The organism is Novipirellula rosea (genome assembly GCF_039541335.1).
GTDB classification, from domain to species: Bacteria; Planctomycetota; Planctomycetia; order Pirellulales; family Pirellulaceae; genus Novipirellula; species Novipirellula rosea.
The window spans coordinates 107472-133542 of sequence record NZ_BAABGA010000008.1 but is presented as its reverse complement, the minus strand read 5'-3'; the positions used below and the strand labels follow the sequence as shown (position 1 = coordinate 133542).

Sequence of the window (26071 nt, the reverse complement as noted above, 5' to 3'; positions counted from 1 at the left end):
AAATCACGACATCCGGAGAGCATATTGGCCGTGGGGATAGCGATGATAGAAAAACGGACTTGTGTTGCTGCTGAACGAACTGCTTAACCCGGAGGCGATGTTATTCGTTGATTTTACCGGTTGCCGGGTTTGCCGCGACGGACCAGCAGCATGGTTTCTCACGGATGTTTTCTGTCACCTCTGTCCGACTTCAGAGGCTGCAGGAATAAAAATCCGGCGTGGCGCAAGCGTACTGTCACCTCTCCCAAACGGAGTTTGGGAGAGGTCGAGCAGAGCCTTCAGCGATGCTCGGGTGAGGGCCGACCGCGCAAGTCGAGGGCACTTCGCGCTATATATTGCGTGGTCGGCCTTCACCCGAACCAGGACTAATGGGGCCCGTCCGACATCTCTCAGGCTGCGCTCGGGCGAGGTGGCGTGCAGCTGCAGCGATGACGCATAACTAAATCAGCATTGACCTTCGTCGGTGGTGAGGTCACTGCGGTGACCATCCACGCTCTGGCGAGCGTAGCGACGAAGCGCAAACGCCGTTATTTGCCGCGTCTAAATGCTTCGTTGCCACCGAGATCACGGCGAAGATCGAAAGCGGAAGCGGCGGGGATAAGGGGAAAGCTGATCAGAACGATTGAATCGTTCGAACCGGTAATTGCAAATGGAAGTGGGGCTTAAAGACAAGCTGACAGCTTGTGCTGCCATTGCAGACCGGGCTCTTGTTATGCAGCTAGCTTTTCGCGGAATGGACTGGCCGTCGCGGAGTGGAGTTTGGCCCCGATCCAATCAGTCAATCCACTGATGAAGTAGGGTTTGCCTAGCACAAGCTCGATGCCAGCTGATTCGGCTGCATCCACTTGGTGCTCGCGTGGCGCGTTGGCAACCCAAGCATGAGAAGCGCGCTGGGCGGTGTCGACCGCTGCGATTCGTGATTCCCATCCCTGCCGCGTGGTGGGGGCTGCGGCGGAGTCGTCCCAAATGACACGATCGAGATTGCGGATCCGTAGCGAATCGTCTTGTCGCATCCAAATCGCGGCGGCGCCGCAAGCAGCCGCCACGTCTAGTAAAGGTTCGGCGATCGGCAACGTCGCTGCGATCACGGCTACGGTAACTTTTTGATCGGCCAGCCGGATCGGATGCGCGGTGGTGCCTCGCATCCACTGCGGGACTTGTTGACGCCACAGCATCGCATTGTAGATCGACAATCGAGCTGCTGCTTCGGATTTTGCCGCCGCCGCGACCGCGAACCGCTCGGTATGCCGCACGCCTTCGCATGCCGCACCTAACAACACCATTGCTTGGGCGTCGATGCAGCGTCCGATTAAGACGTTGACTTGGTTCCAATCGAATCCGCCGCGATGGTTGCGGGTGATGATGATGCGGTCGACCGTCGAAGCCGGCCGATCGAGGGCATCTCGCAGCGAGTGCCGAAACGCGATCTGTAGTGAATTCGATTCCGCAAATTCGTAACAGGCTTGAAACTCAACCGAATTCCTGGGCCCGACCCACAGCAATGTACGGCAAGGTAGCGAGGATGCTGAGGTGAGAGAGTTTTCGTGCATGGTGTCGATCCGTCGATTGCTTTCCGGGCGATCAAAGCTCGTCGAGGCGCTCTTCACACTCTTTGATGGCGTGCCACGCTTCGCCGGGCGATGTACTAGTACGTAGCTCAGCCAAAAACGAGTCGTCCACGATCATACGGCTGAGTTTTGCTAGGATACGAAGGTGATTCCGATCGTCGTAAGAGCAAATTAGAAAGAAAACGTCGGTCAATTGCCCTCGATCGGAAAACGGGATCGCCGAGGGACAGAGCCCCAGTGCGATCACCGAGTCGGCAAGAATCGATGTTTGAGGACGACGAGGGTGCAACAACGCCACACCACAGTCCAGCGCGGTCGGATGCATTTGCTCACGCGCTTGGACCGCTTCGGCCATTGCCGGGGCGTCCCACATCATCCCGCTCTTGGCTGCCAGACCGCACATCGAGCGGATAACGCTGCCGCGAGTTCGGGCGTTCAGCGGTACTTCGATCGCATCAACGCTGCACAGCTCGTGAATGGGGCGGTCGACGGCGGTGGGTGAGACGCGATCGAGCACTTTTTGAACTTTATCCAATTCCTCGGGGTCGCTGGCCCCAATTCGCTCTTCGAGCCAATGGTGGATTTCGGCTTTGGCAAACCGCCACTGCCCCCCCACTTTGCGGGCGGGGATGCGGCCGCGATCGGCCATTTTCAGCACTTGATCGGGCGTGACGTGGAGGTATTCCGCAATGCGAGCGGCGTCGAGATCTTCCGTCATAGCAACTGTTTTGATTGTTTTGAGAAAGGAAAGCAAAGCCACCGGCTTCGCCACAGTTTGAGTCTAATCAGGTGATTTAAGCAACCTGAGTACCGAATTCGCCGTTCGCTTTTTACGGCATTCCGAAACCTGGTGACTGAGACTTTACCATTGACAGCGAAACAATTTGCCAAGTATTTCCAGGATTGGCTAAAGTCGCCTCGCGGGGTACCCAAAAGCGATCCCTTGGCTGACCGCGAAACCACTCCAACGAACTCTCAGAGCAGGATCCTATGATTCGCTGGCTCCCTACGAAATTTCATCACCTCCTTTGCCTGCGATCCGTCGATTCGGAACGCCAGGATCCGAGGAAAGTGCGCCATTTCGTAGCGTCACCAGTCGCCCGCCGCTTGCGATTTCCTACACTAGCCGCCACTTCTTGCTCGTTTTTCGGATGGATCTGTTTAGCGTTCGCATCCATTTTCGCGGGCAGTACCGCGATGGCTCAGGGTGGTTTCCCACCGAGCAACACGCCAATTTCGCCGGGAGTTCCGTTCGGCGGCCGCTCGCCTGTCGATGTTCCGCAAACCAATTTGCAACCGATGGGCAATGGAGGCGGTTTTTCGAGTAGTCCTCCCGTGGCATCGCCGTTTTCGTCGGCTCCTCCGTCGTTGGGCGGCAATTTTGATCCGTATGCGACCGGCGCCGCCAGCTTGCCCAGTTACCCAGCCCCTAGCGTTCCGCCCGGCACGACGCTGGGACCCGTCCAGGTTCCCGGAACGCTGCTGCCTCCGTCGCGACCGGGAGGCGAAAGTTTATTTAGCCGAATTTTTTCGAATTCCGGTTCGGGGCCGATCATGCCCGCCGCTTCGAGCGGATTCGGCGGATCGGCATACGGAGGCAACTCGAGCACAACGATTCTGCCCCCGGCGAACTATGGCGGAAACGCCTACGGTGCTCCTGCATACGGGCCATCCACTTACGGGCCGCCTGCCTATGGTCCAGGCACAGGGTTTGACACCGGAGTTCCGATGTCGGGACCGGCATACCCCAGTACGGTGTATCCGTCGGTCGGACCCACGACGCTTTTCCCAGGCGGGATTTTTGGCGGCAACGGAAGTGTCTTCGGCAGCAACAGCGAATTCAGTGCATACCGATTGCTTCAAGGACCGCGGATCCGGCACACCTACCTGGGCTCGACGGATGATCCTGATTCCTTGGGGATCAACGACACCGATGTCTCGGTGGTCTTTGCCTGGCAGAATTTTTTGTATTCGAGCCAGCCGCTGATGATCGCCCCTTCGTTCTCGCTGCATCTTTGGGACGGGCCAGAGCACACCGCGACGCAAGACGCGGATTTACCCCCCAGTGCATATAGTGGTTTCATCGACTTGGGGTGGCAAAGCGATCCCAATCAGATCTTGGGCCTCGAACTGGGGACTCGCATTGGTGTCTTTACCGATTTCGACACGATGAACAGCGACAGTTTCCGAGTGATGGGAAAAGGTTTGGTGAATTTTCGCTTGACCCCTGCGTCCACGATCAAAGGAGGCGTCTATGTGCTTGACCGTATCCGTTACAACGTGATCCCTGCGGGCGGGATTCTGTGGCAACCTGACCCGTACTCGCGATACGACATCTTCTTTCCGCAACCCAAACTGGCCCACTACTGGCGGACCGTGGGGACTCAGGATGTGTGGTGGTATTTGGGAGGCGAATACGGTGGCGGTTCATGGACGGTCGAGCGTGACGACAAGTCAGAACAGCTAATCGATATCAATGATTATCGCGTGATGTTTGGATTGGAGTGGGGCCAGCACGAGTTTATTCAAGCCGGACGCCGCAACGCTTTTGTCGAAGTCGGTTACGTTTTCGATCGCGAGATTCTGTATGAAAACAAAGCCAACAAATTCAATCAAGATGATGCGATCATGTTCCGTGCCGGGATCGGATATTAAAGGCGTCCGCTGCAATCGATGGCATCATCGCCAGCCAAGCAATTGCACTTGTCTTGCGCCGACACTTTGTTTCCACGCATCGAGGTGTGCGGGCAAAGCGTGCTCATCAAAACGAGATTCCGCTTCGACATGAAAACCGGCGTCGCAAAGCAACTGCTCAATTTGGTCGGCTGAATTGTAGACGTTGCTGTCGTCGGTTTCGTGGACTTCGACGTAGATCGCTGCGACACGATCAAGCTGGCCCGCAATTTCTGACAACACGCGTTGCTCGGCACCTTCGATATCCAGTTTCAGGAAGCTGACATCGCGATCGCCGATGTAGCTTGACAAGCGTTTGCACTTGACCCTCGTTTGGGCGGTCCCTTCACGCTGGCCCCATGCGGGATCGATCGAGTTGCCTCGCGCGTCGCCTCGGGCCGAGACGTCGCCGTAAAACGGAACCGTCTCGTCGCAATCGGAGACCGCGGCGTTGATACAGCGAACACTAGGGATATCGTTCACATCGATATTGGCTTGCAAGATTTTGAACGCGAAGGGATCGGGCTCAAAGCAAACAATTTCGGCTCCTGGCCAACGCGTTTTCCATTCCAGTACCGAGACACCGATGTTGGCGCCGCAGTCGATAATCAATGGTCGATCATGTTCGGGGGTGAAAAACGAAGGGAATTCGTCAATTTGACGCACCATCGATTCGGCGGCCGAGCGGTTCTCGAACAGCAGTTTATAGCCGCGGAATTTCATTCGTTGCATTAAATTCGGTGGCACAAGCAGAGGGAAAGGGGGCGTGATCGCAACAGGAACGTTCACGGGTTTTACGCGAATTGGCTACGTTTGGCGATCCCGTGACGATGACCATCTTAACTCGACGTGAAGATTTTTAAGTTGCGAGTTCTTCACAACCCGACGTTCCCTTCTAAGTTGCGGAACCAGATTGCGGAAATTTCGATGCTTGCCCGCCACCGGGTCCGCTTCGATAATTACGACAATGGGTGATCGTCCCTGTTCCATGGGGGCGAGAATGCAAATGCAACTCGGAACCTAAGGAGATGTCGATGTGCCGTCTATTCCCCCTTTTTGCGTTTGTGTTCACCACGTTGTGGATGACATCAGTGGCGACGTCGGCGGACGATTCGGCCACGCAAGCCACCCAACAGCGGCGCGTGCCGAATGCCGAGCGGCTAAGCGAACTGCTGAAGCGATTCCCCGACGCTGACACCAATAAAGACGGCACGCTGAGCGAACAAGAGGCTCGGGACTATCGCGCCAAGATGACGGAGCGACGTCCGCGGCAAAATCAAGCTAACCGTGTTCCCCCAACGCATCGTGATGTTTCCTACGGCGATCATTCACGCAATGTCCTCGATTTCTATCAAGCACAATCGGATCGTCCCACACCGCTGATCGTTTACATTCACGGCGGCGGTTTCGTCGGAGGTGACAAGCGTTCGGTCAGTCCGCAAATGGTTCGGGCGGCCAACGAAGCCGGCATCAGCGTTGCCGCACTGCACTATCGGTTCGTTGACGGTACAGAGGTGCTGTTTCCGACGCCGCAACATGATTGTGCTCGAGCGCTGCAGTTCTTGCGAAGCAAAGCGGATGCATGGAACATCGATCCAAAGCGAGTCGCGTGTTACGGTGGTTCCGCCGGGGCGGGAATCAGCATGTGGCTAGGGTTCCACGACGATCTTGCCGACCCCAACAGCAAAGACCCGATCGCGAGACAATCCACTCGAGTGGTCGCGATCGGGACGATGGGCGGCCAAGGCACCTATGATCCGATCAAAATTAAAAAGTTGGTCGGCGGTCGAGCGTGGGAACATCCTTCGATCTTCCTGGTTTACGGCAACCACACCGTCGAAGAAACGCTCAACCCAACGGCCGAAAAGCAGAAACTGTATGACGAGGCGTCCGCGATCACGCATCTGACCAAAGATGATCCGCCGCTGTACATGATCTATAGCGAGCCGGATGTCGTTCCGCCCGAGGATTCGCGTCCGGGACAATTCATCCATCATCCGAACTTTGGCAAACAGTTGCAGCAGGCGATGGATCAACTGGGAATCAAAAACGTGTACGTGCATACGTCGACGGCAGGCAAACGGAATCCCCAATCGGAAATGCTCGACTTTTTCCGCGACGCGTTTGCAAAGGTCGTGGATTAGGCGGGGCACGCTGCGCAGTCGTGTGCTGTAAACGTGCGATTGACGTAGCGAAACTCGCGAAGAGTTTCGTTCCCCCCCCCCACCGCATCGACCCGAAGCCGACGAAAGTCTTGGCGACTTTCGCTACTGCTTGCTTGCACCGCTATCAACATAGTTGTCATGTCTTCGCGTGCCGCCGATGTCTACGGTACGATGTCGCCGAGCACCAGGATTTGGCCGACTCGAACGTTCGTCCCTTGGTATTTCGGCGATTTCAATTCGACCTCGGGATCTTTCAGACGGAACGCGACGGTTTGCCGATCGGGCTGCTCCGAGTCGACTTCGACCGTCACCGTATGAACTTGGTTTGGATCGAGTCCGCCAGCGACCTGAACCGTTGCGATCCGGTGATAGGTACAGTAACTATCGAAACGAGGCACCACTTTCGGCATCTGCTTGCCATCGACTGTGATGATCAATTGGCCGCCGTCGGGACCTAGTAAGTCGTACAGTTTGGCCGAAGAACCACGGAAACGGAACGTTAACTTGCTGCCGGGTTCGGTGGCCTCCCACAACGTCCCCATACGATTCCCGAAACGTTTTGACAGCGTATCGTCGTCCGCAAGTTGCTTCCATTCGGGCGAGAGCATTTTCTGGGCGATCGGCACCATTTTGGCGGCCTGCAAATGATCCTTGACAAACGGTTTTTCAAGTTTGGTTTCGTGATCGATCGGCTCGGATGTTTTGCTGATCTGCTGGATCGCATCGGCGACGATCTCGGCGTAAATTTCGTGGCCAGCGTCAAGCGGATGAACGCCGTCTTTTGAGAACTGGATCACGCCGTTTCCGGTCGGTTCGTCGGATTGAAACGCTAACTTTCCTGCGGCTTCAAGTTCGACGATCTGCTTGGCAAAATTGATCGAGGGGATCCCGTAGTGGTCTGCCAACATTTCCATGGCCGATGCCGCACGCGGACAGAATCCCTTTCGCAGGTCGTTTTCGTAACCGGTGCGGTAGGTATAGACAAAACAGATGTCGGTCCGCGGGTTGGCGGCCCAGGTTTGTCGCACGATGCCTTCCATCGCTTTCCAAATTTGCTCGGGGGCCGCGCCGCCGTCGTTGACGGCAAATTCGACGAACAACAAATCGGGTTTGTGCCGCAGTGCATCCCGCTCGACCCGGAACACACCGAGATCGCTGCCCGTTCCCCCGATCGCAGCGTGGATTTCCGAGACGTCGGATTGAGGAAACTCTTTCGCAAACCACTCTCGTGTCTTGACCCGCCATCCACTTGCCGCAGTGATCGAACCGCCCAAATAACCGATGCGGACCGGTTTTCCCTCACGAAGTTTCGCCAGTACGTTGCCTAGACCATCGCGAGGACGGACAAGTTCGGCTTTGACCGGAGCGAATGTTGGATCGTCGGCACAAACCAGGGATGTGTCCGCGACGAACACCGACAGCACGATTGCGGTTGCAAATATTGACAGACTTTTCAAGTTCTCAGCGATGGTTCTCATTGATGATCTCGGTTGGATGATAGGGTAGCTGACTTGGCAGCGGCTTGCCGGGGCAGAAATTTGCAGAGCTTAAAACGAGGCCTAGGGAATGACGCGGCGATAGGCATCCTTGGTCAGACCGATTGTGTCGAAGGGGATCGGTTGGAACGACGGCACTGCGGCACGAACACGAGTGTCATCGATTTGGGTGAGTGCTGTTTCGTCTTCGGACGCAAACCCGATCACGATTGGTTCTTGGTCGGTACCGATAACGTTGTTGAAACCGTCGATTTCGGGAGCCATCGCGATGCCCTCGGCGGCCCCGTGGGTATTGAGCACGACATTGTCGCTGACCTGCAGTTTCGCTAACACCTTTTTGACATTGGCATCAAAGTTCCAGACCTGTTTGGCACAATTGACGAAAATGTTTCGGTTGAATTCGTTGTGCAGTGGTTCTCGTGGCGAGTCGTCCATGATCACTGCGAGCGTCGGGTAACGATTACTCCAAGGCGGTTCCTGATAATTCATCTCGTTCGCTTTTCGCTCGAGTTGCCAACTCTTGTCCGTGGGACTGTTCCATTGCTTCCAAGTCATGCCGCGTGAATCGAGGTGCATTCCAATTGGACAATCGATCACCAAGTTGTTGACGATGCGATTGTCGCGACCGCCGCCGATCATGATCGCGCGGCCGGCGCGAAGGAACACGTTCCCTTCGATCGTGTCACCGCTATCGCAATCATCCAGATAGACGCCCATGGTGTTGACGTGAGTTGAATCGCCGCCCCCTAGATCGTGAATGTAATTGTGTCGTAGAACGTTGCCTTGGCTGGTCCAATCGCGACCGGTATAGAACGCACCCGAGTCGCCGGTTTCCATCACGACACGATAGATCTCATTTCGCTCGAAACGATGCTCGTTGCCGCCATACTGGATCGCGTTGTGGGGCGCGTCGTGGATGCAATTGTTCGTGACGATTTGCCCACAACCGTGAACCCCAATTCCCGGAGCGTACGATCGTTGGAACAAACCGTAGTGGTGGATATGGTTGTTGATGGCTCGATTGTTTGCGGGCGTTAACGATTTGCGGTCACCGCCGTTGAGCGAAACGCCCCCCGTGCCCAAGTTGTATAAGTCACACGATCGAACGGTGTTGTCGGATCCGTCGATCGAGATCCCGCCACGGGCGAGATTGGCGATCACGCAACCCGCGATCTCAATCGCCTCCGCACGCTTCATCACAATGCCGTCACCATGACCGTACTCAAGGGCCAACCCTTGAAATTTCACATGCTTGGTGTTGTCGATTCTGAAAAGCGGTTGGTCGAGGGTGGCCAATTCGACGAAGGCGTTGGCGAAATCGGACTCGGGATAGTAGTACAGTTTTCCGGCACTTCGATCGAGGTACCACTCGCCGGGCGAGTCGAGTTCTGCGAGCGTGTTGAAGGCGAAGAAGCGACGCTTCGCAGCGCCCCAGGTGCCCGCCATAATTCCGTAGTTATGCGGAGCGGCTAGTTTGATGACTTTGTTCGCTGGGTCATACGAAGCAATGCGAATCACTTCGTCGTACCAATCGTGGGTCCAATATCCTTGCAACCACACTCCCGCTTCGAGATTCCAGCGGGCAGGGCGAGGGTCGTCAAATTCGAAGGATCCTCCGCGTGGCTTGCGGCGTGTCGTGTCCGTCGAATCAGGCTCGGCGAGGCCCGAGTCGATCGCCTTGCTGAAACTAGCCCATCCCTGTTCAGGCGTATCGAGGTTGGGCCAGCGAGCAAGCGGCTTGGGGTGGCGATTGACATACAGCCACGGAGCATTCGGAACGCCCCGAAAGGCGGTCTTCAACGGAGGGAACGCAGTGCGATCTTCTGTTGAAACATCGCACACTAGGATCTTGTTGCGGACCGTTTCGTCAAGTTGCGAGCGGATTGCGTCGTCGGCCACTGCGGAAAATGCGGCGGGAGAAAGTTCAATGCTGCCGCGGATCCGCACACTGCCCGGTTGGCTCGCCCGATAGACGACCGGGGCTTCGGCGGTGCCTCCATCTTCGGCGGCCAAATGAAATGAAGCATCCAACCGGTAAACGCCGGGTTCGATCTGAACGGTCACGGATTGATTCGGTTTTAGCTCGCCCGATTTACGTGCGGCGCGGATTCCGTCGCGTGCCTGAGTCAAATTTTGAAACGGAGACGATGCAGTGCCATTGCCGTTGGACTCGGCATCGGCGGAAACATAAAAATTGACGCCATCGTGCGATGGAGTCGTGCCTGTATCCTGCAGCGGTTCCGCGTTAGCGAATGCAGAAACGCAAAGCAATGCGAGTGTAACCAAAAGTAGAGGGGCAGCGATTCGATGGTTCATCAGTTGGCGGATTGCAGAGAGTCAGTGGAGTTTCGGAGAGAGAGCGGGTTGAGGCAGGAGGCTGCAGAAGGGCGAGCGGTGTAACAGCACACACCCTTATTCGTTGTGCATCTTGACGTCATCCAAGAAGAATGCGGCGTCGCTACGAGCGGTTGCGATGAAGCCGACCCAGCGTGTTTCGGTCCAGTTAGGGTCACATTTCAGATCGGTCACCTCGTTTCGCTCGCCATTGGGCAACACGAACGTGGCTGTCCACTGACTGTTCGTTTTGCCTTGGGGGGCCTCCATCGTGACGTCGACCCACGTGTCGGCATCGATGTCGATCAGTTTTCGTCCGCGGCTGGTAATCGCGGAATCGGTGAACTGCAGCACAGGCCCGGTTTGGTATGGCCGGGTATTGCTACGCCATTCGCAGGAAACCGCCACGGTCGGTTGCAACCGGATACGGAAACTCAAACGTGACTTGCCTTCGGTGTAATCGGGCTGCCAGTAGAAATGGGGATTGTAGACGGCTTTCATATCGGCAGCGTCTTGGACCTTCAGTGATCGTCCGTTGCCGTGCGGCGTCGGGACCACGCCGATCATCGAATGACGTCCTTCCTGTTGCAGCGTCGCGATTCCTAGCAGCGACACCGGGTTGTCGGTATCAAAATCATCGTCCACGTCGATCGGCGCCGATGGTGGGACGACGTAGGGATCGCGGAACTTGGTGGCTGCCGCGAGATCCTTCCATGCTTGGTCGCCTTGTACCCCGGCAAGCGTGGTGTCGAAGGGGACGAAGCCAATCTTGGCGGCCGGCGATCCAGCCCGCAGCGTGAAGTCGCGATTGTCTGGATCGACGAACATCGGATCGGCAACGATCGAATCTTGATCGTGTCCGGCGTCACGCCATTGCTGCCACGTTTTGCCGGCAAAATCAATCGGTTGGCCACCGGCACGCCAATACAGATTATGGTTCATGGCGACTTGGGAACCATTTTGCCATCCCGAGTAACCGAGCAGTCGCCCGTCGTCAAAGTAAACCAGATTCCGCTCGAACGTGAACGACAAATGCGGTTCGGCTCGCGTCACCGCGACTTGGCCTTCTTCGGAAAACGCCAGGATGTTATTGCGAACGATGTTTTCGCGGCCGTAGTGTTGATGAAAACCGCCGTCACGAACGTCGTGCACCAAGTTGTTTTCAAAAACGATGTCGGAGCTGCCCTCATCCGGGTAGAGTCCCCATCCGCCGTAACGGGTTGCATAGACGTCGTGGATCACATTGTGGCTAACCGAGGTGCCTTCGCTTGGCCCCAACGTGTAAACGCCACCCATATCGCTGAGGATGCGGTATCCGATGTGATGCAAGTGGTTGTATTCGATGCGGTTTCGTTTGGCGCCGCTTTCGGCGTAGCCCCACCGCCATCCCACGGACACGGCGGTGTAGTAGAAATCCGCCACGTCACAGTGCGTGATCGCATTGTCGCTGCTATGACCAACCCAAACACCCACGGCGTGCGGCAGGATCCGTCCGCCGCTGTGCAGGATACAGTTGTCAACAATGATGCCGCCGGTGCGAACCGGTTCTGGCACCAAACGCATCTCGCCAATTCGCACCGCACTGACTCCGACGTCGGTAACCCGAGTCCGCTCGACACGGCAGTCGCGGCACGCTTTCCGAAACCAAAATCCGGTGCCACCAATATGCTCGACCGCACATCCGGTGAAACGAATGTCTTCGGCGCCATCCAACTGGATTGCAGTCGCGTCCACGTTCATCGCGGCTTGATTCGAGCGGATACCGATCTCGGGAATCCGGTATTCCGCGTGTTGCAGTTTCAATCCGTCGAAATAGATATGTTTGACGCGTTTTTGTGGATCGTTGATATCACCTTGAATGTCAAACAAGCGTGGCACACCGGCGGCCACTACGTTGGCGGTTGTCATCGACTCGTCTTTGCGCGGATGATAGTACAACCATCCATCGCGATCCAAAAACCACTCGCCCGCGGAATCCAATGCCACGCGATAGTTTTCGACGAAGTACAAACAATCGCGTTTCATTGGATTGTGAGGCTTCATGATTTCGCCATGTGTGGTGAACAGATGCCGTTGCGGGTCACTGGATTGCAGCCATTCACGCGTGGTGTCCCATTTGTGATAGACCACGACTTGGACATCGCGTAGTGATTCGGCGTCGACGTTTTTCAGTGAGGCCAAATCATCAGCTTGGGCGGCGAATGTGTGTGTCAGCATTCGCTTCGATCCTGGGATCGGCACCTCGCTGACTCCGAGCAGCGTGTGAAAATCACCTTCGTTCGGAGTTCGCGCTCGCGAGGCACGACGGCCGTTGACCCACAATTGTTCAAAACGCCAATCTTGGTCATCGCCGGGTTTCGGCTCGGCGACGCGGGTTTTCCAGAGCCCAGGGTGCTGCGGATCGGTTTGCCACCCTGAAATTTGCTGGCCACCGGATAGCACTACATCGCCACTGCCCTGGTAACGCACCGGACGCTCGGCTGAGTGTCCTGAATCGGCGCTAGTGAACACGACGGTTTGATCGAGCGTGTAGTGCCCCGCTTGAAGATGGACGGTAACCGCTTGGTCGGGGCGGGAAACGCGAGCGTCGCGGACCGCTTGTTTAGCACGCGTGATCGATGCAAAGGGTTGCGACTGCGTTCCTGATTGTGCGTCCGTTCCGTCGGGAGAAACAAAAAAGTGGATTCCCGATTCCGCTGCTGTGACGGGGGGCGTTGGCACGAGCAACAGCATTGCTACAGCGAAAAGTGATGGAAGTGGTTTTGGCATAGTTTGCTCATCATGTGAAGTCTTGCGTCAAATCAGCCGCGTGCATTTGCATGCTGCGATCAGCTGATGATTTCGTGTACCACGCGTCCATGGACATCGGTCAAGCGAAAATCGCGACCGGCGTGGCGATAGGTGAGTCGTTTGTGGTCGAGCCCAAGCAGGTGCAACATCGTAGCGTGCAAGTCATGAATATGCACCTTGTCGATGACCGCTTTGAATCCAAAGTCATCGGTTTCGCCGTAGCGGGTTCCGCCTTTGACGCCTCCACCGGCCATCCACATCGTGAAACCGTGATGATTGTGATCGCGACCGTTGCCATTCTCGGACACGGGTGTCCGGCCAAATTCGCCGCCCCATACAATCAGCGTATCCTCCAATAGCCCACGTTGTTTCAGATCGGCGATCAATGCAGCGATGGGCTGATCGATGTTTTTGCAAAGCTTGGGCACGGTATTGTTGTGGCCGCTGTGCGTGTCCCAAGGTTGTCCGTTGCCGTAATACACTTGAACAAAACGAACGCCACGTTCAACCATACGCCGCGCCAATAAACAACCGTTGGCGAACTCGCCGGCGCCATACGCTTCGCGAGTCTGTTTGGATTCCCGATTCAGGTCGAAGGCGTCGCTCGCCTCGAACTGCATTCGATAGGCCGTTTCAATCGCTTCGCTGCGAGCTTTCAAGATCGAATCGTCGCCTCGCGTTGCCACGTGCTCGCCATTTAGCTGTTGCAGTAAATCGAGTTGTTCACGCTGAGTCGTGTGATCCCACTTTGTATTACTCAGGTGAGGCAGCATCTTCTCGGGATCGATCGTCGAATGGTTGATGTAGGTCCCTTGGTACTTCGATGGCAGAAAAGCGCTGTTCCAGAGGATAGAAAACCGCACGGGACGGCCAGGACACAACACGATGTAACCGGGCAGATTCGCGTTTTCGGTGCCCAGTCCGTATAGAAACCATGCCCCCATGCTCGGCCGCGTCGGAGTGATCGTGCCGTTGTTCATCTGTAACAGTGCCGGCCCGTGATTGGGGTTGTCGGCATGGACGGAATTGATCACACAGATGTCGTCGATGTGGCGGCTCAACTGCGGCAGCAACTCGCTGACCGGCAGCCCGCTTTCACCGCACTGACGAAATTTAAATGGTGATGGCAACAAGCCTCCGGTGGGACGTTCGGTCAACAGATCCGCACCCGCAGGCTTGGTGCCTGCGTACTTTTCTAACGCTGGCTTGGGATCAAAAAGATCGCCTTGGTAGGGACCGCCGTTCATAAACAAATGGATGACACGTTTCGCTTTGGCGGGAAAATGAGGCCCCGAACCTTGGATCGAATCCGCCGTGGATGCAACCAATGGCGACGTCATCATCCCCGCGGCGCCCAGCATACCGAGACTGCCCCCAAATTGCTGCAGCATGCGGCGGCGGTCAAGCGAGGAAGCGTTAGGTTGCGCGGGGTTCATGATCATGCATCAATCTATGAAAGTGAATTCGTTGGTGGCCAGCAATACATGGATGTATTGTTGCCAGCGGTCCGATTTTGATTCGGAATTCGCATCGGCCAGATAGTCGATTGCCAAGCGGATCTCGTGGTCGCGAGGCGCTCGGGAAAATAGTCGCCGATAGGCTGCTGCGATCTTGCTTGGTTCGTCACCCGGATTTTCTGCTTCGACCTGATCGGCAATCCATTTGGCTTGCTGAGTCAACAGTGGACCGTTCAGTGCATACAGTCCTTGCAGCGGTGTGACCGTGGCCATGCGTGCCGGACTGTGCTGGGTCGGGTCGGGAAAGTCGTGCACCATCAAGGTCGGCGAGACGTCGCGTCGATTCACGGTGGCATAAAGCGTTCGCCGCGTGTTCGCCGCCGAGTCGAGCGTGATGGACGGACCACCGATGTTAGGATTCAGTCGGCTGCTTGCCGTTAACATCGCATCACGCCACTCTTCGAACGTCAGTCGTCGCCGATTCATTCGCGAGAGCCAAACGTTTTCAGGATCGATGTGGGATCGCTGTGGCGAATCGGCCGAGCTTTGCTGCCACGTGGCGGACATCAGAATATCGCGATGTAGTCGTTTGATCGACCAACCGTTTTCGATGAACCGGGCCGCCAAATCGTCTAACAATTGCGGATGCGTTGGGCGACTGCCTTGTTGGCCAAAATTGCTTGGAGTGTCGACAATGCCTTGACCAAAGTGAGCCAACCAAACGCGATTAACGATCACGCGTGCGGCCAGCGACGCGGCATCGCTGGTGATCGATTCGGCCAACTCTAAACGTCCGCTGCCGTTTTCAAAAGGACGCGGGGCGTCGCTTAACACGGTCAGAAATCGGCGGCGAACGATCGGCCCAGGACGATTCGGATTGCCACGGATGAACGACGGTAAATCGCGAGGTTCGGGGCGGTATTCGAATTTCGTTCCCTCTTGAGGCGTTTTACCCGCGCGTACCACATACATCGATTCTTCGGACAACGCGTTCGCCATCGGCGTGTCGTAGAGCGGCGTTGTGGTTTTGATCTCTGCGATCTTCGCGGTTAATTCGTCAATGTGTTGTTGAGGAAGCGGCTTTTGTTTTTTTAGTTTAGTAATTTCGGCTTCCCATTTTTTAACCGCCTGCTTTGCCGAACGCACAGGTTTGTATTTTTTTTCATCGATGACGGGACGCTCGACGTGACGAGTGCTCGCGAACACGCCTGCCAGACCGTAGTAATCGTCTGCACTGATCGGATCAAACTTGTGATCATGACACCGCGCACATGCGACCGTTAACCCGAGAAACGAGCGAGTGACCGCGTCGACCCGTTCTTCCCATTCATCGGCCACGATCACCTTGATGATCTCGCATGGCAATTTGGGTTCTTTCCAATAGGTCGGACTGAGGCTAAGGAAGCCAAGGGCGGGCAGGTCCTCCGGTCCCGTCTGTGGCATTAGGTCGGTCGCGAGTTGACGATGGATAAAATCGTCGTAGGGCATGTCATGGTTAAACGCGTCGACGACCCAGTCGCGATACAGATGTGCTTGGCTCGTTTGCGGTAACCAGCTGGCGGTGCGATCGGTGTATCGCGCCATATCCAACCACCATCGCCCCCACTTTTCACCGTATTGAGGTGATTCTAAAAGTGTATCGACAAGATGCTCGTACGCATCGGGTGACGTGTCGTCGAGAAATGCCTGCAGTTGTTGGGAAGTTGGCGGCAATCCGGTGACGTCGAAATACAATCGTCGCACAAGCGTCACGCGGTCTGCAGCTGGCGATGGAGTTAGATCGTGTTGTTCCATCGCGGCGAGCACGAACGAATCGATTCGGGTTCGCGGCCATTCGGCTTGTTTCACTGTCGGCAGCGGTTGTGGTGCGGCAGGTTGGAACGACCAAAATTTGCGGCCTTTGGCAAAGTCGATACCGCTGGGTTTGCGAATCGCCAAATCACTTGATGGTGGAAAGGCTGCGCCGCGTTTGACCCAGCGGGTCAGTTCCGCAATCTCGCTGTCCGACAACTTTCCTTTGGGCGGCATCTGAATGCCGTCATCGTAAAGGATCGTTTCTATCAGCAAGCTTTGTTCGGGGAATCCGGCCACCAGCACTGGACCGCTATCGCCGCCTTGCGCAATTCCGGTCGCCGAATCCAGCAGCAATCCGCCTTGCACCGTGTCGGATTCTTCGGAATGGCATTCGTAACAATGCTCGCTAAGTAGCGGTCGGATTTTACGCTCGAAATATTCGATTTCTGCCCTGTCCAGCTTCGCGTCTGCCGGCCCTGGCTTCTCGGCAACCGTGTTGGCGATGAGCACGAGACAGCTCATAAACAGAATGCTGAGTCGAAAATACATAGACTTTCGCGCGAATTCGTGAGGCGGGCAATTATTCGAAGGCGGGATTCGATAGTCTATACGATAGGGGGCCAATCTGCACGTAATGCCCGACGAAAGCCGCAAATCCCTCAAACCAGAAAAAAACGAGCCGCCCGGGGGGCGACAAAAATTGCTTGATTCACGGAATCAGAACCGGCAATTCGTTTGCGATTCAGCGTCCTTCGCGTAGAATCCCTGTCCGCAGAATTGCGTTATTCTGGCCCGGTTCCTCTGCATACAAACCCCCGCCCCCAAACTTTTCCCCCACCTTCTGAGGTTTTTGCCCCCATGAGTTTGATCTTTAATCCGAATCGTACCCTGCCAACGCGATCGGTTCTGGCGAATTGGCTTGTGTTAGTGATGGCTGCCGTGACGCTATCGTCTTCGGTGGTACGTGCGAACGAGAGTCGCAGTGATGCAAAGGTCTACGATGTGGTGATCTACGGCGGCACTGCCGCGGGCATCGTGGCGGCCGTGCAAGTCGAACGACTCGGCGGCTCGGCCATCGTGATCGAACCGAGTTCGCGGATTGGTGGTTTGACCACCGGCGGTCTCGGCCAGACCGACATCGGCAACAAGGCCGCAATTGGTGGCATCTCACGCGAATTCTATCAACGTATTTCTCAGTACTACCAAAAACCTGAGAATTGGAAGTGGCAGACCGCTGACCAATACAAGAGCGGAGGACAATCGCGAACCGCCGAAGGCGAATCGACGATGTGGACCTTTGAACCGTCCGCAGCGCTGGCTGTGCTGCAAAGTTTTGTAGACGAGCACGATGTGAAGGTCGTTTACAACGAACGACTCGATCGCACGGGAAGCCGGAAATCGGGGCAAGTGGGTGCTGGCGTTGAGATCGCCGATGGCAAAATCGAGTCGATTCGAAGCGTCAGTGGGAACGTTTATCGCGGTCGCATGTTTATCGATGCGACGTACGAAGGCGATCTGTTTGCAACCGCCGGAGTCAGTTACACCGTCGGGCGCGAAGCCAATGCAACGTACGGCGAAACACTTAGCGGAGTGCAAACGGCGAACGCGCGGCACCATCAACTGATGCCTGGTGTCGATCCGTATGTCCGCAAAGGGGATCCCGCGAGCGGCTTGTTGCCCGGCATCGACCCGACAGGCCCTGGCGAGGAAGGATCTGCCGACCATCGCGTGCAAGCCTATTGCTTTCGCGTCTGTTTGACCGACCATCCCGAAAATCGTATCCCTTTTTTCAAACCCAGCGATTACGACGCGAGTCTTTATGAGTTGATGCTGCGGAATTTTGAAGCAGGCCAGTCCGGATTTCCCGTGATCAATTCAGGCATGCCGAATCGCAAAACGGACACCAACAATCGGACGGGCTTCTCGACTGACTTTATCGGGCAAAACTATGACTACCCCGAAGCAACCGATGCGGAACGTCAGCAGATTATCGAGCGGCACCGTAGTTACCAGCAAGGGCTGTTTTGGACGATGGCCAATCATCCACGTGTTCCCGAAGCGACTCGCAAAATCGTAAGCCGCTGGGGCACATGTAAAGATGAATTCGAGCGAGAGGACGGCTGGCAACAACAACTCTATATTCGCGAAGCTCGGCGATTGGTTGGCGACGCTGTGATGACCCAACATCACTGTCAAGGTCGCACGGTGGCGGAAGACCCCGTGGGGATGGCTGCCTACACGATGGATTCGCACAATGTCCAGCGTTACGTTGATGCAAACGGGCACGCTCGCAACGAAGGAGATGTGCAAGTCGGTGGATTTCCTCCCTATCCGATCTCGTATCGGTCGCTATTGCCCAAGGCGAACGAATGCACGAATTTGATCGTTCCGGTATCGCTCAGTGCGTCGCACATGGCATTCGGTTCGATCCGGATGGAACCGGTGTTTATGGTGTTGGGACAATCATCGGCGACCGCTGCGATCCAAGCGATTCGTGACAAGCAAACGCTGCACGAAATCGATTATGCAAAATTGCGAGAACAATTGACGACCGATAAACAGGTGTTGGATTGGAAACCGGTACTACGCGAAGGCTTCTCGATCGACCCCAAGAAACTATCGGGAGTCGTCTTTGATGATGTCAGTGCCAAACGCACCGGATTCAACGGAGCGGGACATACGGTGCCGAAGTTTGTCGGGCACAACTATCGCCACGACGGGGACTTCGATAAAGGAAAGCAGCAGGCAACGTACTCGTTGCCCGTGGCAAAACGAGGACATTACGCCGTGCGAATGTCTTATACCGCCAATCCCAACCGCGCCTCGAATGTTCCGGTCACGATCACCCGCGGTGATCAGACGCAAACCGTGAGGGTCAACCAACAGAAAAGTCCAGGCAAAGATGGCTTTGTCACGCTGCTCGAGGACGAATTTGGTAGCGGCAACATCACCGTGACGATCAGCAACGAAGGCACCAACGGTTACGTCGTCGTTGACGCGGTTCATTTGATGCCCATCAAGTAGTCTCAAACGAGCGTCCAGCTTTGCCGCTTTGGAACGTCAATTATTGGAACGACCTTCTTCAGCGGCCGGGCTACGAAAAAAAAGTGAGAATTGGGTGCGGATGGGAGCTCAAAGAGGGCATTGCTTGATTGCAAAGCCCTGGTACCACCGCGTCCCATTCATCGAATACGGGCCGCAACGAATCCAATCGCTTTGCTCAATGGCAATTTGTCAGGTACATAAACCCGGCAAATCGCTTCGGAAATAACGTCCGCTTGATGTTGCGAGCTGAACGGTTGCACACATTTCAATATTTGATTTGTAATCTCCGCTCGCAAAGGTGTAGAATTGTGAGCAAATGAGGAGATCGACATGATGGACGTTCCAGTGGAGACGGAGAAGCGTTCGGCCATCAATCCGGCAATGTGGGTTGATGAGTACGGTGACAGTCTGTACCGGTACGCGTTATCGCGTTTGCGTGACGTTGAAGCCGCAGAAGAAGTCGTCCAGCAAACTTTTCTCGCGGGGATTGAGCATATCAAGCAGTTTTCAGGGCAAGGCTCGGAACAAGGCTGGTTGCTAGGAATTCTGAAACGCAAAATTGTCGATTTGGTTCGTGCTCGCAGCCGAACGACCCAATTGATCGAAGAGGACGGTGGCGATCCGCTTGATCGTATGTTTGACCGAAATGGAAATTGGCGACGAAATACACACTCGATGCTCCAGCAGCCGCTCGAGTCAATCGAGCGAGAGGAATTCTGGCCAATCCTTCGCACCTGTTTGTCGGAGCTTCCGGTCGGTCAAGCCGATGCTTTCACGCTTCGAGAAATGGATGAACTTGGGACAAAAGAAATTTGTAAGAAAATGTCGATTAGTCCGTCTAACCTGTGGGTCTTACTACATCGAGCCCGTTTGCGGCTGGCAAACTGCATGAAAAGTCGATGGCATTTAGAACAAGGCTAAGTGAAAGTCGATTTAATGCTGAGCTGCAAAGAAATATCGAAACTGATTTCGGATTCGATCGAATCTCCATTGCCATTGCGAAAACGGATGGAGCTTTGGATGCACCTGCGATTGTGCCGTCTGTGTTCGAGTTTCCGCCGCGACGTTGTTTACTTGCATGATCAAATGCAGCAGCACGCTGCTGACTTCAGCGAAAACAGTGAAGGCGAAACTGAAAAGCTTCCCTTGGATGCGCGTTTGAGGATCAAGCAAGCGATCCGCTCGCGTCAATCGTAAAGAGATCGACGTTGCCAGGTCTTGCATCTCTGGAAGACGCTGGGGTGTTTCCAACCGAGGTCACTTAAGATCACCTTGGCTTCGCCTTGAACGCCGCCGAATAATGATGCATTGCCTTGCGGAATTCCTGCAGCAGTTTGCTCTGGAATCGATACGGGTTCCACACCGCGGCAATCGTTCGCATCGGTTTCGGGCCGGCTAACGATCGATACAGTCGCCGATTGCTCTTGTCGATCGCTCGCGCCATCGCCGGCACCATCGAAATGCCATGTCCGAGCGTGACGAGCTCTTGCACCATCGCCAACTGGCTTGTCTTTTCCATCGAGACCGGTTGAAACGAGCGCTGACGACAGAACGAAACGATATTGTCCGATAGACAGTGAGCTTCGTCGAGCAGCACGAACGGCAGCGTTTGAATATCAGCTAATTTGATTTGTTTCTTCTGGCTCAGCGGATGCCCTTGTGGCATCACAAGTAGCAATTCCTCTTCGAACAAAGTGTCGATTTCAAGATACTTGGCTGGAATCGGCAGCGCGAGTATCGCCAGATCCAGTTCACCTTGTGTCAACCGCTGCAACAAACTTTGCGTCGGCTCTTCTTGAACAAGTAGCCTCGCTTTGGGGAACGCCGACGTGAAATGGTGTAATAAGCCAGGCAAAAAGTAAGGCGCGATCGTAGGAATGGCCCCTAAACGAATCCGCCCCGATTGTCCGTCATCTGTGATTTCGCTGAGGGTGTCATCGATGATCGACATGATCTGGCGAGCGCGGCTGACCAACAATTCCCCCGCATCGGTGAGCACCATTTTGCGAGATTGACGCTCGAAAAGGGGTTGGCCAATTTCCTCTTCTAATCGCTGCAGCGAACGACTGACGGCGGGCTGAGACAACCCGAGCTCCTCGGCCGCTCGAGTGATATTTTCGGTTTGAGCGATCTTTAAAAAGTGAGTCAGTTGGTCAAATTCCACCGCAAATTTTCCTCACACGTGTGATTCGCTCCAATACATTCCCAAGGGCGACGTTGTGAAGCATTTCGTAGCGGAACTCGTTAACGGCTTGTTGATTTAATCCAAATGGAAATCGCAAGGGTGAGCCGTGGGCCGTAAGGCACCGGGTATCGTGTGGGACCCGGCCGCTGACGCGTCGCGGCTCAATAAATCAACAAGCCGTTAAGAGTTTCGGGGGGGGCGTACGACATGAAACGAAAGTCACGCACGGCTTCCGCTACGCTAAATTAGCACAAACCCTATCAGAAAAATGCTTCACAGCGTCACCCCACGGGGTTGGTCCTAGGGAATTGGGCGTATTGGAACCAACCTAACGTGTGCATTACAAGACGGGCTCGATCCGGGACCTCGATCCGCTACACTGTGCCACATGACACTGGGCCGCATGATTTTGCATATCGACATGGACGCGTTTTATGCGTCGGTGGAGCAGCGTGATAACCCGTCACTTCGTGGTAAACCGATCGTGGTCGGCGGCAGTGCGACAGGCCGGGGGGTGGTGGCGGCTGCCAGTTACGAAGCACGTCGTTTTGGCGTTTACAGCGCAATGCCGATGAAAACGGCACTCCAGCGGTGCGGCCGCCTCGTCGTTGTTCCCGTTCGCATGGAAGTTTACGCAGCTATCTCGCGTCAAATCCGCGAGATTTTCAATCGCTACACCCCGCTTGTCGAACCGCTGTCGCTCGATGAGGCGTTTCTAGACGTGACGGGTTGCCAAGCATTGTTTGGTTCGGCGATCGAGATCGGCCAGCAAATACAACATGCGATTCTTGCTGAACTGGGGTTAAATGCGTCGGTCGGAGTCGCGCCGAACAAGTTTCTCGCTAAAGTTGCTAGTGGTCACCGTAAACCTCGAGGATTCACGGTGGTCGAAGCCGACAAGGTTCACGATTTTCTTGATCCGCTTCCGATCGACAAAATTTGGGGAGTCGGCAAGCGAGCCGAAGAACGGTTAGGGAAGATCGGGATCTATCGTGTTGCCGATCTGAGAAAGGCGGACCTCGATCAATTGACACGATCCATGGGAAGTGGATCGGCGAATCATTTGTACGCGTTGGCTTGGGGACGCGACAACCGGGCGGTGGTTCCCGACCGCGAAGCCAAGTCCATCTCGCACGAGACCACCTTTCACGCGGATGTCACCGATAGCGAAGTATTACAAGCGATCCTGTTGCGATTGACCGAACAAGTCGGCCGGCGATTGCGTCGCCACGATCGCTATTGCAACACCGTGAGCTTGAAGCTGCGGTTCAGTGATTTTCAGACACTCGCCCGCTCGGCCGCTCTCGCTTCGCCAAGCAACTCGACGAACGAGTTATGGGAAACCGTGCGCGACAAACTGTTCACTCGGATACGCGTCGATCAACCGGTTCGGTTAGTCGGCATGGGCGTGAGTTCGCTGGTCAGTTCACGGACTCGCCAATTGGATTTGTTCGATGACAACGGTAGCCGTGACGCGCAGGTGGACCAGGCCACCGATTCGATCCTCGACCGGTTCGGCAAAAACGCGATCCGCCGTGGTACCACGCTATAAGCGGGGACGCAAAAACACGATCAGGGAAAATCGCCCCATTGAGATTTCCAGGCGATTCCAGTCCCTTTGCCGTTGCCATGAAAACTTAGTAGCGGATTGGCTTGGTGACGATTGAGCCGGTTGATCGCATCGTGGAGCCTTGTTTGCGGGTCGATGCTGCTGTTGATCGGCAACGGATCATCAATACACTCGGGCCAACCCTCTTCTTCGAATACACACAGGATCGTCTCTTGATTTCGAGCGGGAACACGAAACCGTTTCACGATCGTCGACGCCAATCGGAGCTCACGTGCAGCGGCATCCCAGCACGGTTTGGTTGTCACTGAGACCGACTTTGATCGCAGGTCAAACGTGGGACTGTCGTGCACCATCAACGACTCGTCAAAGCTCGCGCCGAAATAGGCTGTCGGTTGCACCGAACCGGATGCTCGATCCCGGCTCAACATCCGCTCCACGAACGTGGCACCTCGGCTGGTCAAAACCACGCATGTCGAGTGGTCAAAGTTGTAGCCCTCGCGGATTTCAAACTGGCGGTGAGGTTCCCCGCAAACGGACGTTTCCACGGCATGGATGACGAACTGCTTGGCCACCAACCAGCGAAGGTCATTGATGGTTAGCCCTGCGGAATAAATCAAGTCGATTTCCAGCGCGAAGTCCCACAAATCGGCTCCCACATTCATGGCATAGCGATACGCTTGCAACAACAATTTGTATCCCGACCATCCCGCGCTGTCACGACATGGATAATCCACCGCACGGTCCATTACGATTTCGTTGTCGACCGGCATCCAAGTTCTCCATTCATCTAAGGACGAGAGCGTTGCCCCCCGCCAGCTAGTCTGCACCGTGTTTAACGAATTGAGTTCTTTAAGTCAAACAGCCTTTTCGACAACCATGATCGTTAAGCTCTCGTTAACTTGCGGCTTGTTGGGCTCGATAGGAGCGTGCCGCTTTGAATTGCATTCAAATTGACTCTGCCGCCTTTTGATTCTCGCATCCGCGATTGAACCTTGCAAAACGTTTGTAACGCCGTCTTGCACGCGATGCAGCGACTTGCAAACCTACGGGACTCAGTAACAAGAGTGCGAAATGAATTTCGCGGGTTGCGTATCGACATGGGACGCGACGAAGGGGCGATTCAGCAACCGTTTCGGTGAATTATTTACGAAACAATCATCTCAAAGAGATTCGTCGTTGCGAAACTCACCTCGTACCCGAGTTGGCGTCTTGGCTGAGTCGAACGCTCGGCGTGATTCAGTTCGTGGCCATCAGGGAAACGCAGTGCGCATCAGTTCACTTGAGGGTTGCGCGACACCACATCGCCACTGTATCGACACTTGAGCGCGCAACCACGCGGCGAACAATGGGGGGATGATCCGTGTTTCGGATTCACCATCGTTTGAAGGGACGACTCTTCGCGGTGGCACTCTTCTGGCCCTTTCGAACTGCAATTGGAGACCTTTACCATGCCACAGCCCATTTCGCGACGATTGTTTCTAGCACGATCCGGTGCAATCGCAGGTGCAGCGACTCTAACGCCGATGATGAGCCAGGTGGGGCACGCGGCCACCTTGAATGACGATTTGTATGGTCAGTCGTACAATCAGCTGAAATCGCAAGCGTTCCCTGGTAATCTGCAGTTGTATGCAGCCCCCATTGACGCCAATTTTGATCCCGTGCCGATGGGACAAATTTCGCCGGCTGCAAACCAAGTTGTCAGCATCATGCCCGCCTGGTCACCTGTGGGAACCTACAACGCGCAGGCTGCATCGTTCTTTGACGCCTATCGGCAAGTCTTGACGCACGTGACTTGGAAGGTGAGTCCCGAGCAACAAAACGATCTGCGTCAGTTGCAAGATCAAGTCATCAAAGCTCAGCGCGCCGTAGAGAAAGTAAGCCAAGACATGAATCAAGCTTACGTTTTCGCTAAGAACCAAGGGGGAGCAATTTTTGCCGCCAAGTACCCCACGATTACGGACTGGTTAAACAGTCCTGCGGCGCAGTCCTGGGACGATCAAATGACGCAGGCAACGAAAACACAGACGGCGGCTCAGAATTCTTATCAGAGCTTGGTCCGCAGTTATCAACCGGTTTCGTTGCAACAGGCTCAGGATGCGGCCAAACTGCCAACCGGGAATCCAGTCAACGACCCACCGCCACGCGGATGGGCCAAAGTCACCGATGGCGCTGGCAATTTGCAGTGGACTCCCGACTTTACCGTCGGCAATGCATCGAATTGGCGTGACTCGTTGGCCAATGGCAGTAAAGGCCAATTCAGTTTGACGCTGGGGGCAAGCCAGGGCAACTCGTCGACCTCCAACAGTTGGGCGGGCGCTAGTGCAAGCTATGGCACGCCGTTTTGGGGTGTCGAATCGAGCGGATCGTGGTCCGAATTTGATCTCACTCAAAATGACAAGTCGGTCGAGGTCACGATCAACGCGCAAAGTTCAACGATTGTCCCTGTGACACCGGGTGCGTGGTACGACGGTGGATTTATCAGCAATCTTGCCAAAGCCCAACAAGGTCCCGATGGCCAGGGATGGGTGATTACCAGTCCCTGGGTTTCCAAGGGACCTGCGAACGCCCTGTTCGGTGAAAACGGTTTGCTTTCGACCCAAGTGGCTGGATTGGCCGTGGTCTACAAACCGGGGTTCAAAATCAGCATGTCCGAAAACACCTTCCAACAGCACAAGGATCAATTTAGTGCTAGCGGCGGTATTCGCATCGGTTGCTTCCGTTTCGGCGGCAGCGGGGGACATAGCAGCCAGTGGACGCGAAGCACCAACGGATCAACCGAATTTTCCGGACAAAGCACTTCGACGGATCCATTGATCGTTGGCGTCATGGTCGCGTTTCCTGGAATGGGCACCGCCTAACGCCAACGGGCAATCGAGGCTTCACCCAGCGTCGCAGTGGCCGATGGGACCGCTGGGTGAGGGAGGGCGACGGAGACGCTAGCTTGGGACGACGGCGGATCGGGCTCCGACAATCGCGGGCCTTGGTAATTGTGAG

17 protein-coding genes are annotated in these 26071 nt (G+C 55.4%); 7 read left to right on the top strand and 10 right to left on the bottom strand.

Annotation, left to right across the window (positions count from 1 at the left end; genetic code table 11):
- Positions 1–710: 710 nt before the first annotated feature.
- Both ABD971_RS02945 and ABD971_RS02940 read right to left on the bottom strand, forming a co-directional pair.
- Positions 711–1550 carry a hypothetical protein gene (locus ABD971_RS02945; protein ID WP_345319254.1) on the bottom strand — a complete coding sequence of 280 codons (840 nt, stop codon included), beginning with the start codon at positions 1548–1550 and terminating at the stop codon, positions 711–713.
- A gap of 31 nt (positions 1551–1581) precedes the next feature.
- Positions 1582–2286 (bottom strand): PTS sugar transporter subunit IIA, encoded by a 705-nt coding sequence (locus ABD971_RS02940; RefSeq protein ID WP_345319252.1) that lies wholly within the window; start codon positions 2284–2286, stop codon positions 1582–1584.
- A gap of 389 nt (positions 2287–2675) precedes the next feature.
- Between ABD971_RS02940 and ABD971_RS02935 the strand changes: the two genes are divergently transcribed.
- Positions 2676–4223, top strand: a complete 1548-nt coding sequence (locus ABD971_RS02935) for a hypothetical protein (RefSeq protein ID WP_345319250.1) — start codon at positions 2676–2678, stop codon at positions 4221–4223.
- Positions 4224–4247: 24 nt separating this feature from the next.
- Here ABD971_RS02935 and ABD971_RS02930 read toward each other — a convergent pair whose 3' ends face one another.
- Positions 4248–4973, bottom strand: a complete 726-nt coding sequence (locus ABD971_RS02930; protein WP_339944777.1) for an FkbM family methyltransferase — start codon at positions 4971–4973, stop codon at positions 4248–4250.
- Positions 4974–5275: 302 nt separating this feature from the next.
- On the opposite strand from ABD971_RS02930, the gene ABD971_RS02925 reads away from it, so the two are divergent.
- The gene (locus tag ABD971_RS02925) at positions 5276–6385 is read left to right on the top strand and encodes an alpha/beta hydrolase fold domain-containing protein (protein ID WP_345319247.1); all 1110 of its coding nucleotides are present in this window, start codon (positions 5276–5278) and stop codon (positions 6383–6385) included.
- A 182-nt stretch (positions 6386–6567) separates the two neighbouring features.
- On the opposite strand, the gene ABD971_RS02920 is transcribed toward ABD971_RS02925, so the two are convergent.
- The 5 genes from ABD971_RS02920 to ABD971_RS02900 form a co-directional block, all read right to left on the bottom strand.
- Positions 6568–7884, bottom strand: a complete 1317-nt coding sequence (locus tag ABD971_RS02920; protein WP_345319245.1) for an SGNH/GDSL hydrolase family protein — start codon at positions 7882–7884, stop codon at positions 6568–6570.
- Positions 7885–7965: 81 nt separating this feature from the next.
- Positions 7966–10218, bottom strand: coding sequence for a right-handed parallel beta-helix repeat-containing protein (locus ABD971_RS02915; RefSeq protein ID WP_345319243.1), 2253 nt, complete (start codon positions 10216–10218; stop codon positions 7966–7968).
- Between the two features lie 96 nt (positions 10219–10314).
- Complete coding sequence (locus ABD971_RS02910) at positions 10315–13005, bottom strand: right-handed parallel beta-helix repeat-containing protein (protein ID WP_345319241.1); 2691 nt, start codon at positions 13003–13005, stop codon at positions 10315–10317.
- Between the two features lie 59 nt (positions 13006–13064).
- Positions 13065–14462, bottom strand: a complete 1398-nt coding sequence (locus tag ABD971_RS02905) for a DUF1501 domain-containing protein (protein WP_345319239.1) — start codon at positions 14460–14462, stop codon at positions 13065–13067.
- A gap of 9 nt (positions 14463–14471) precedes the next feature.
- Positions 14472–16826, bottom strand: coding sequence for a DUF1553 domain-containing protein (locus ABD971_RS02900; protein ID WP_345319237.1), 2355 nt, complete (start codon positions 16824–16826; stop codon positions 14472–14474).
- Positions 16827–17135: 309 nt separating this feature from the next.
- Between ABD971_RS02900 and ABD971_RS02895 the strand changes: the two genes are divergently transcribed.
- The 3 genes from ABD971_RS02895 (at position 17136) to ABD971_RS02885 (ending at position 20519) form a co-directional block, all read left to right on the top strand.
- Entirely contained in the window at positions 17136–19301 is a 2166-nt protein-coding gene (locus tag ABD971_RS02895; protein ID WP_345319235.1) for an FAD-dependent oxidoreductase, read from the top strand.
- 351 nt (positions 19302–19652) lie between these two features.
- Entirely contained in the window at positions 19653–20243 is a 591-nt protein-coding gene (locus tag ABD971_RS02890; RefSeq protein ID WP_339944763.1) for a sigma-70 family RNA polymerase sigma factor, read from the top strand.
- Positions 20244–20519: an anti-sigma factor family protein gene (locus ABD971_RS02885; protein WP_339944761.1), complete on the top strand. Its 276-nt coding sequence runs from the start codon at positions 20244–20246 to the stop codon at positions 20517–20519.
- Between the two features lie 70 nt (positions 20520–20589).
- Here the strand turns inward: ABD971_RS02885 and ABD971_RS02880 are convergent, their stop codons facing one another.
- Positions 20590–21486, bottom strand: a complete 897-nt coding sequence (locus ABD971_RS02880; protein WP_345319231.1) for a LysR family transcriptional regulator — start codon at positions 21484–21486, stop codon at positions 20590–20592.
- A gap of 409 nt (positions 21487–21895) precedes the next feature.
- Between ABD971_RS02880 and dinB the strand changes: the two genes are divergently transcribed.
- Positions 21896–23059, top strand: coding sequence for a DNA polymerase IV (gene dinB, locus ABD971_RS02875; protein WP_345319229.1), 1164 nt, complete (start codon positions 21896–21898; stop codon positions 23057–23059).
- 20 nt (positions 23060–23079) lie between these two features.
- Here the strand turns inward: dinB and ABD971_RS02870 are convergent, their stop codons facing one another.
- Complete coding sequence (locus ABD971_RS02870; RefSeq protein ID WP_345319227.1) at positions 23080–23847, bottom strand: hypothetical protein; 768 nt, start codon at positions 23845–23847, stop codon at positions 23080–23082.
- A gap of 678 nt (positions 23848–24525) precedes the next feature.
- Here ABD971_RS02870 and ABD971_RS02865 point away from each other — a divergent pair.
- Positions 24526–25935 carry a hypothetical protein gene (locus ABD971_RS02865; protein WP_345319225.1) on the top strand — a complete coding sequence of 470 codons (1410 nt, stop codon included), beginning with the start codon at positions 24526–24528 and terminating at the stop codon, positions 25933–25935.
- Positions 25936–26071 lie beyond the last annotated feature (136 nt).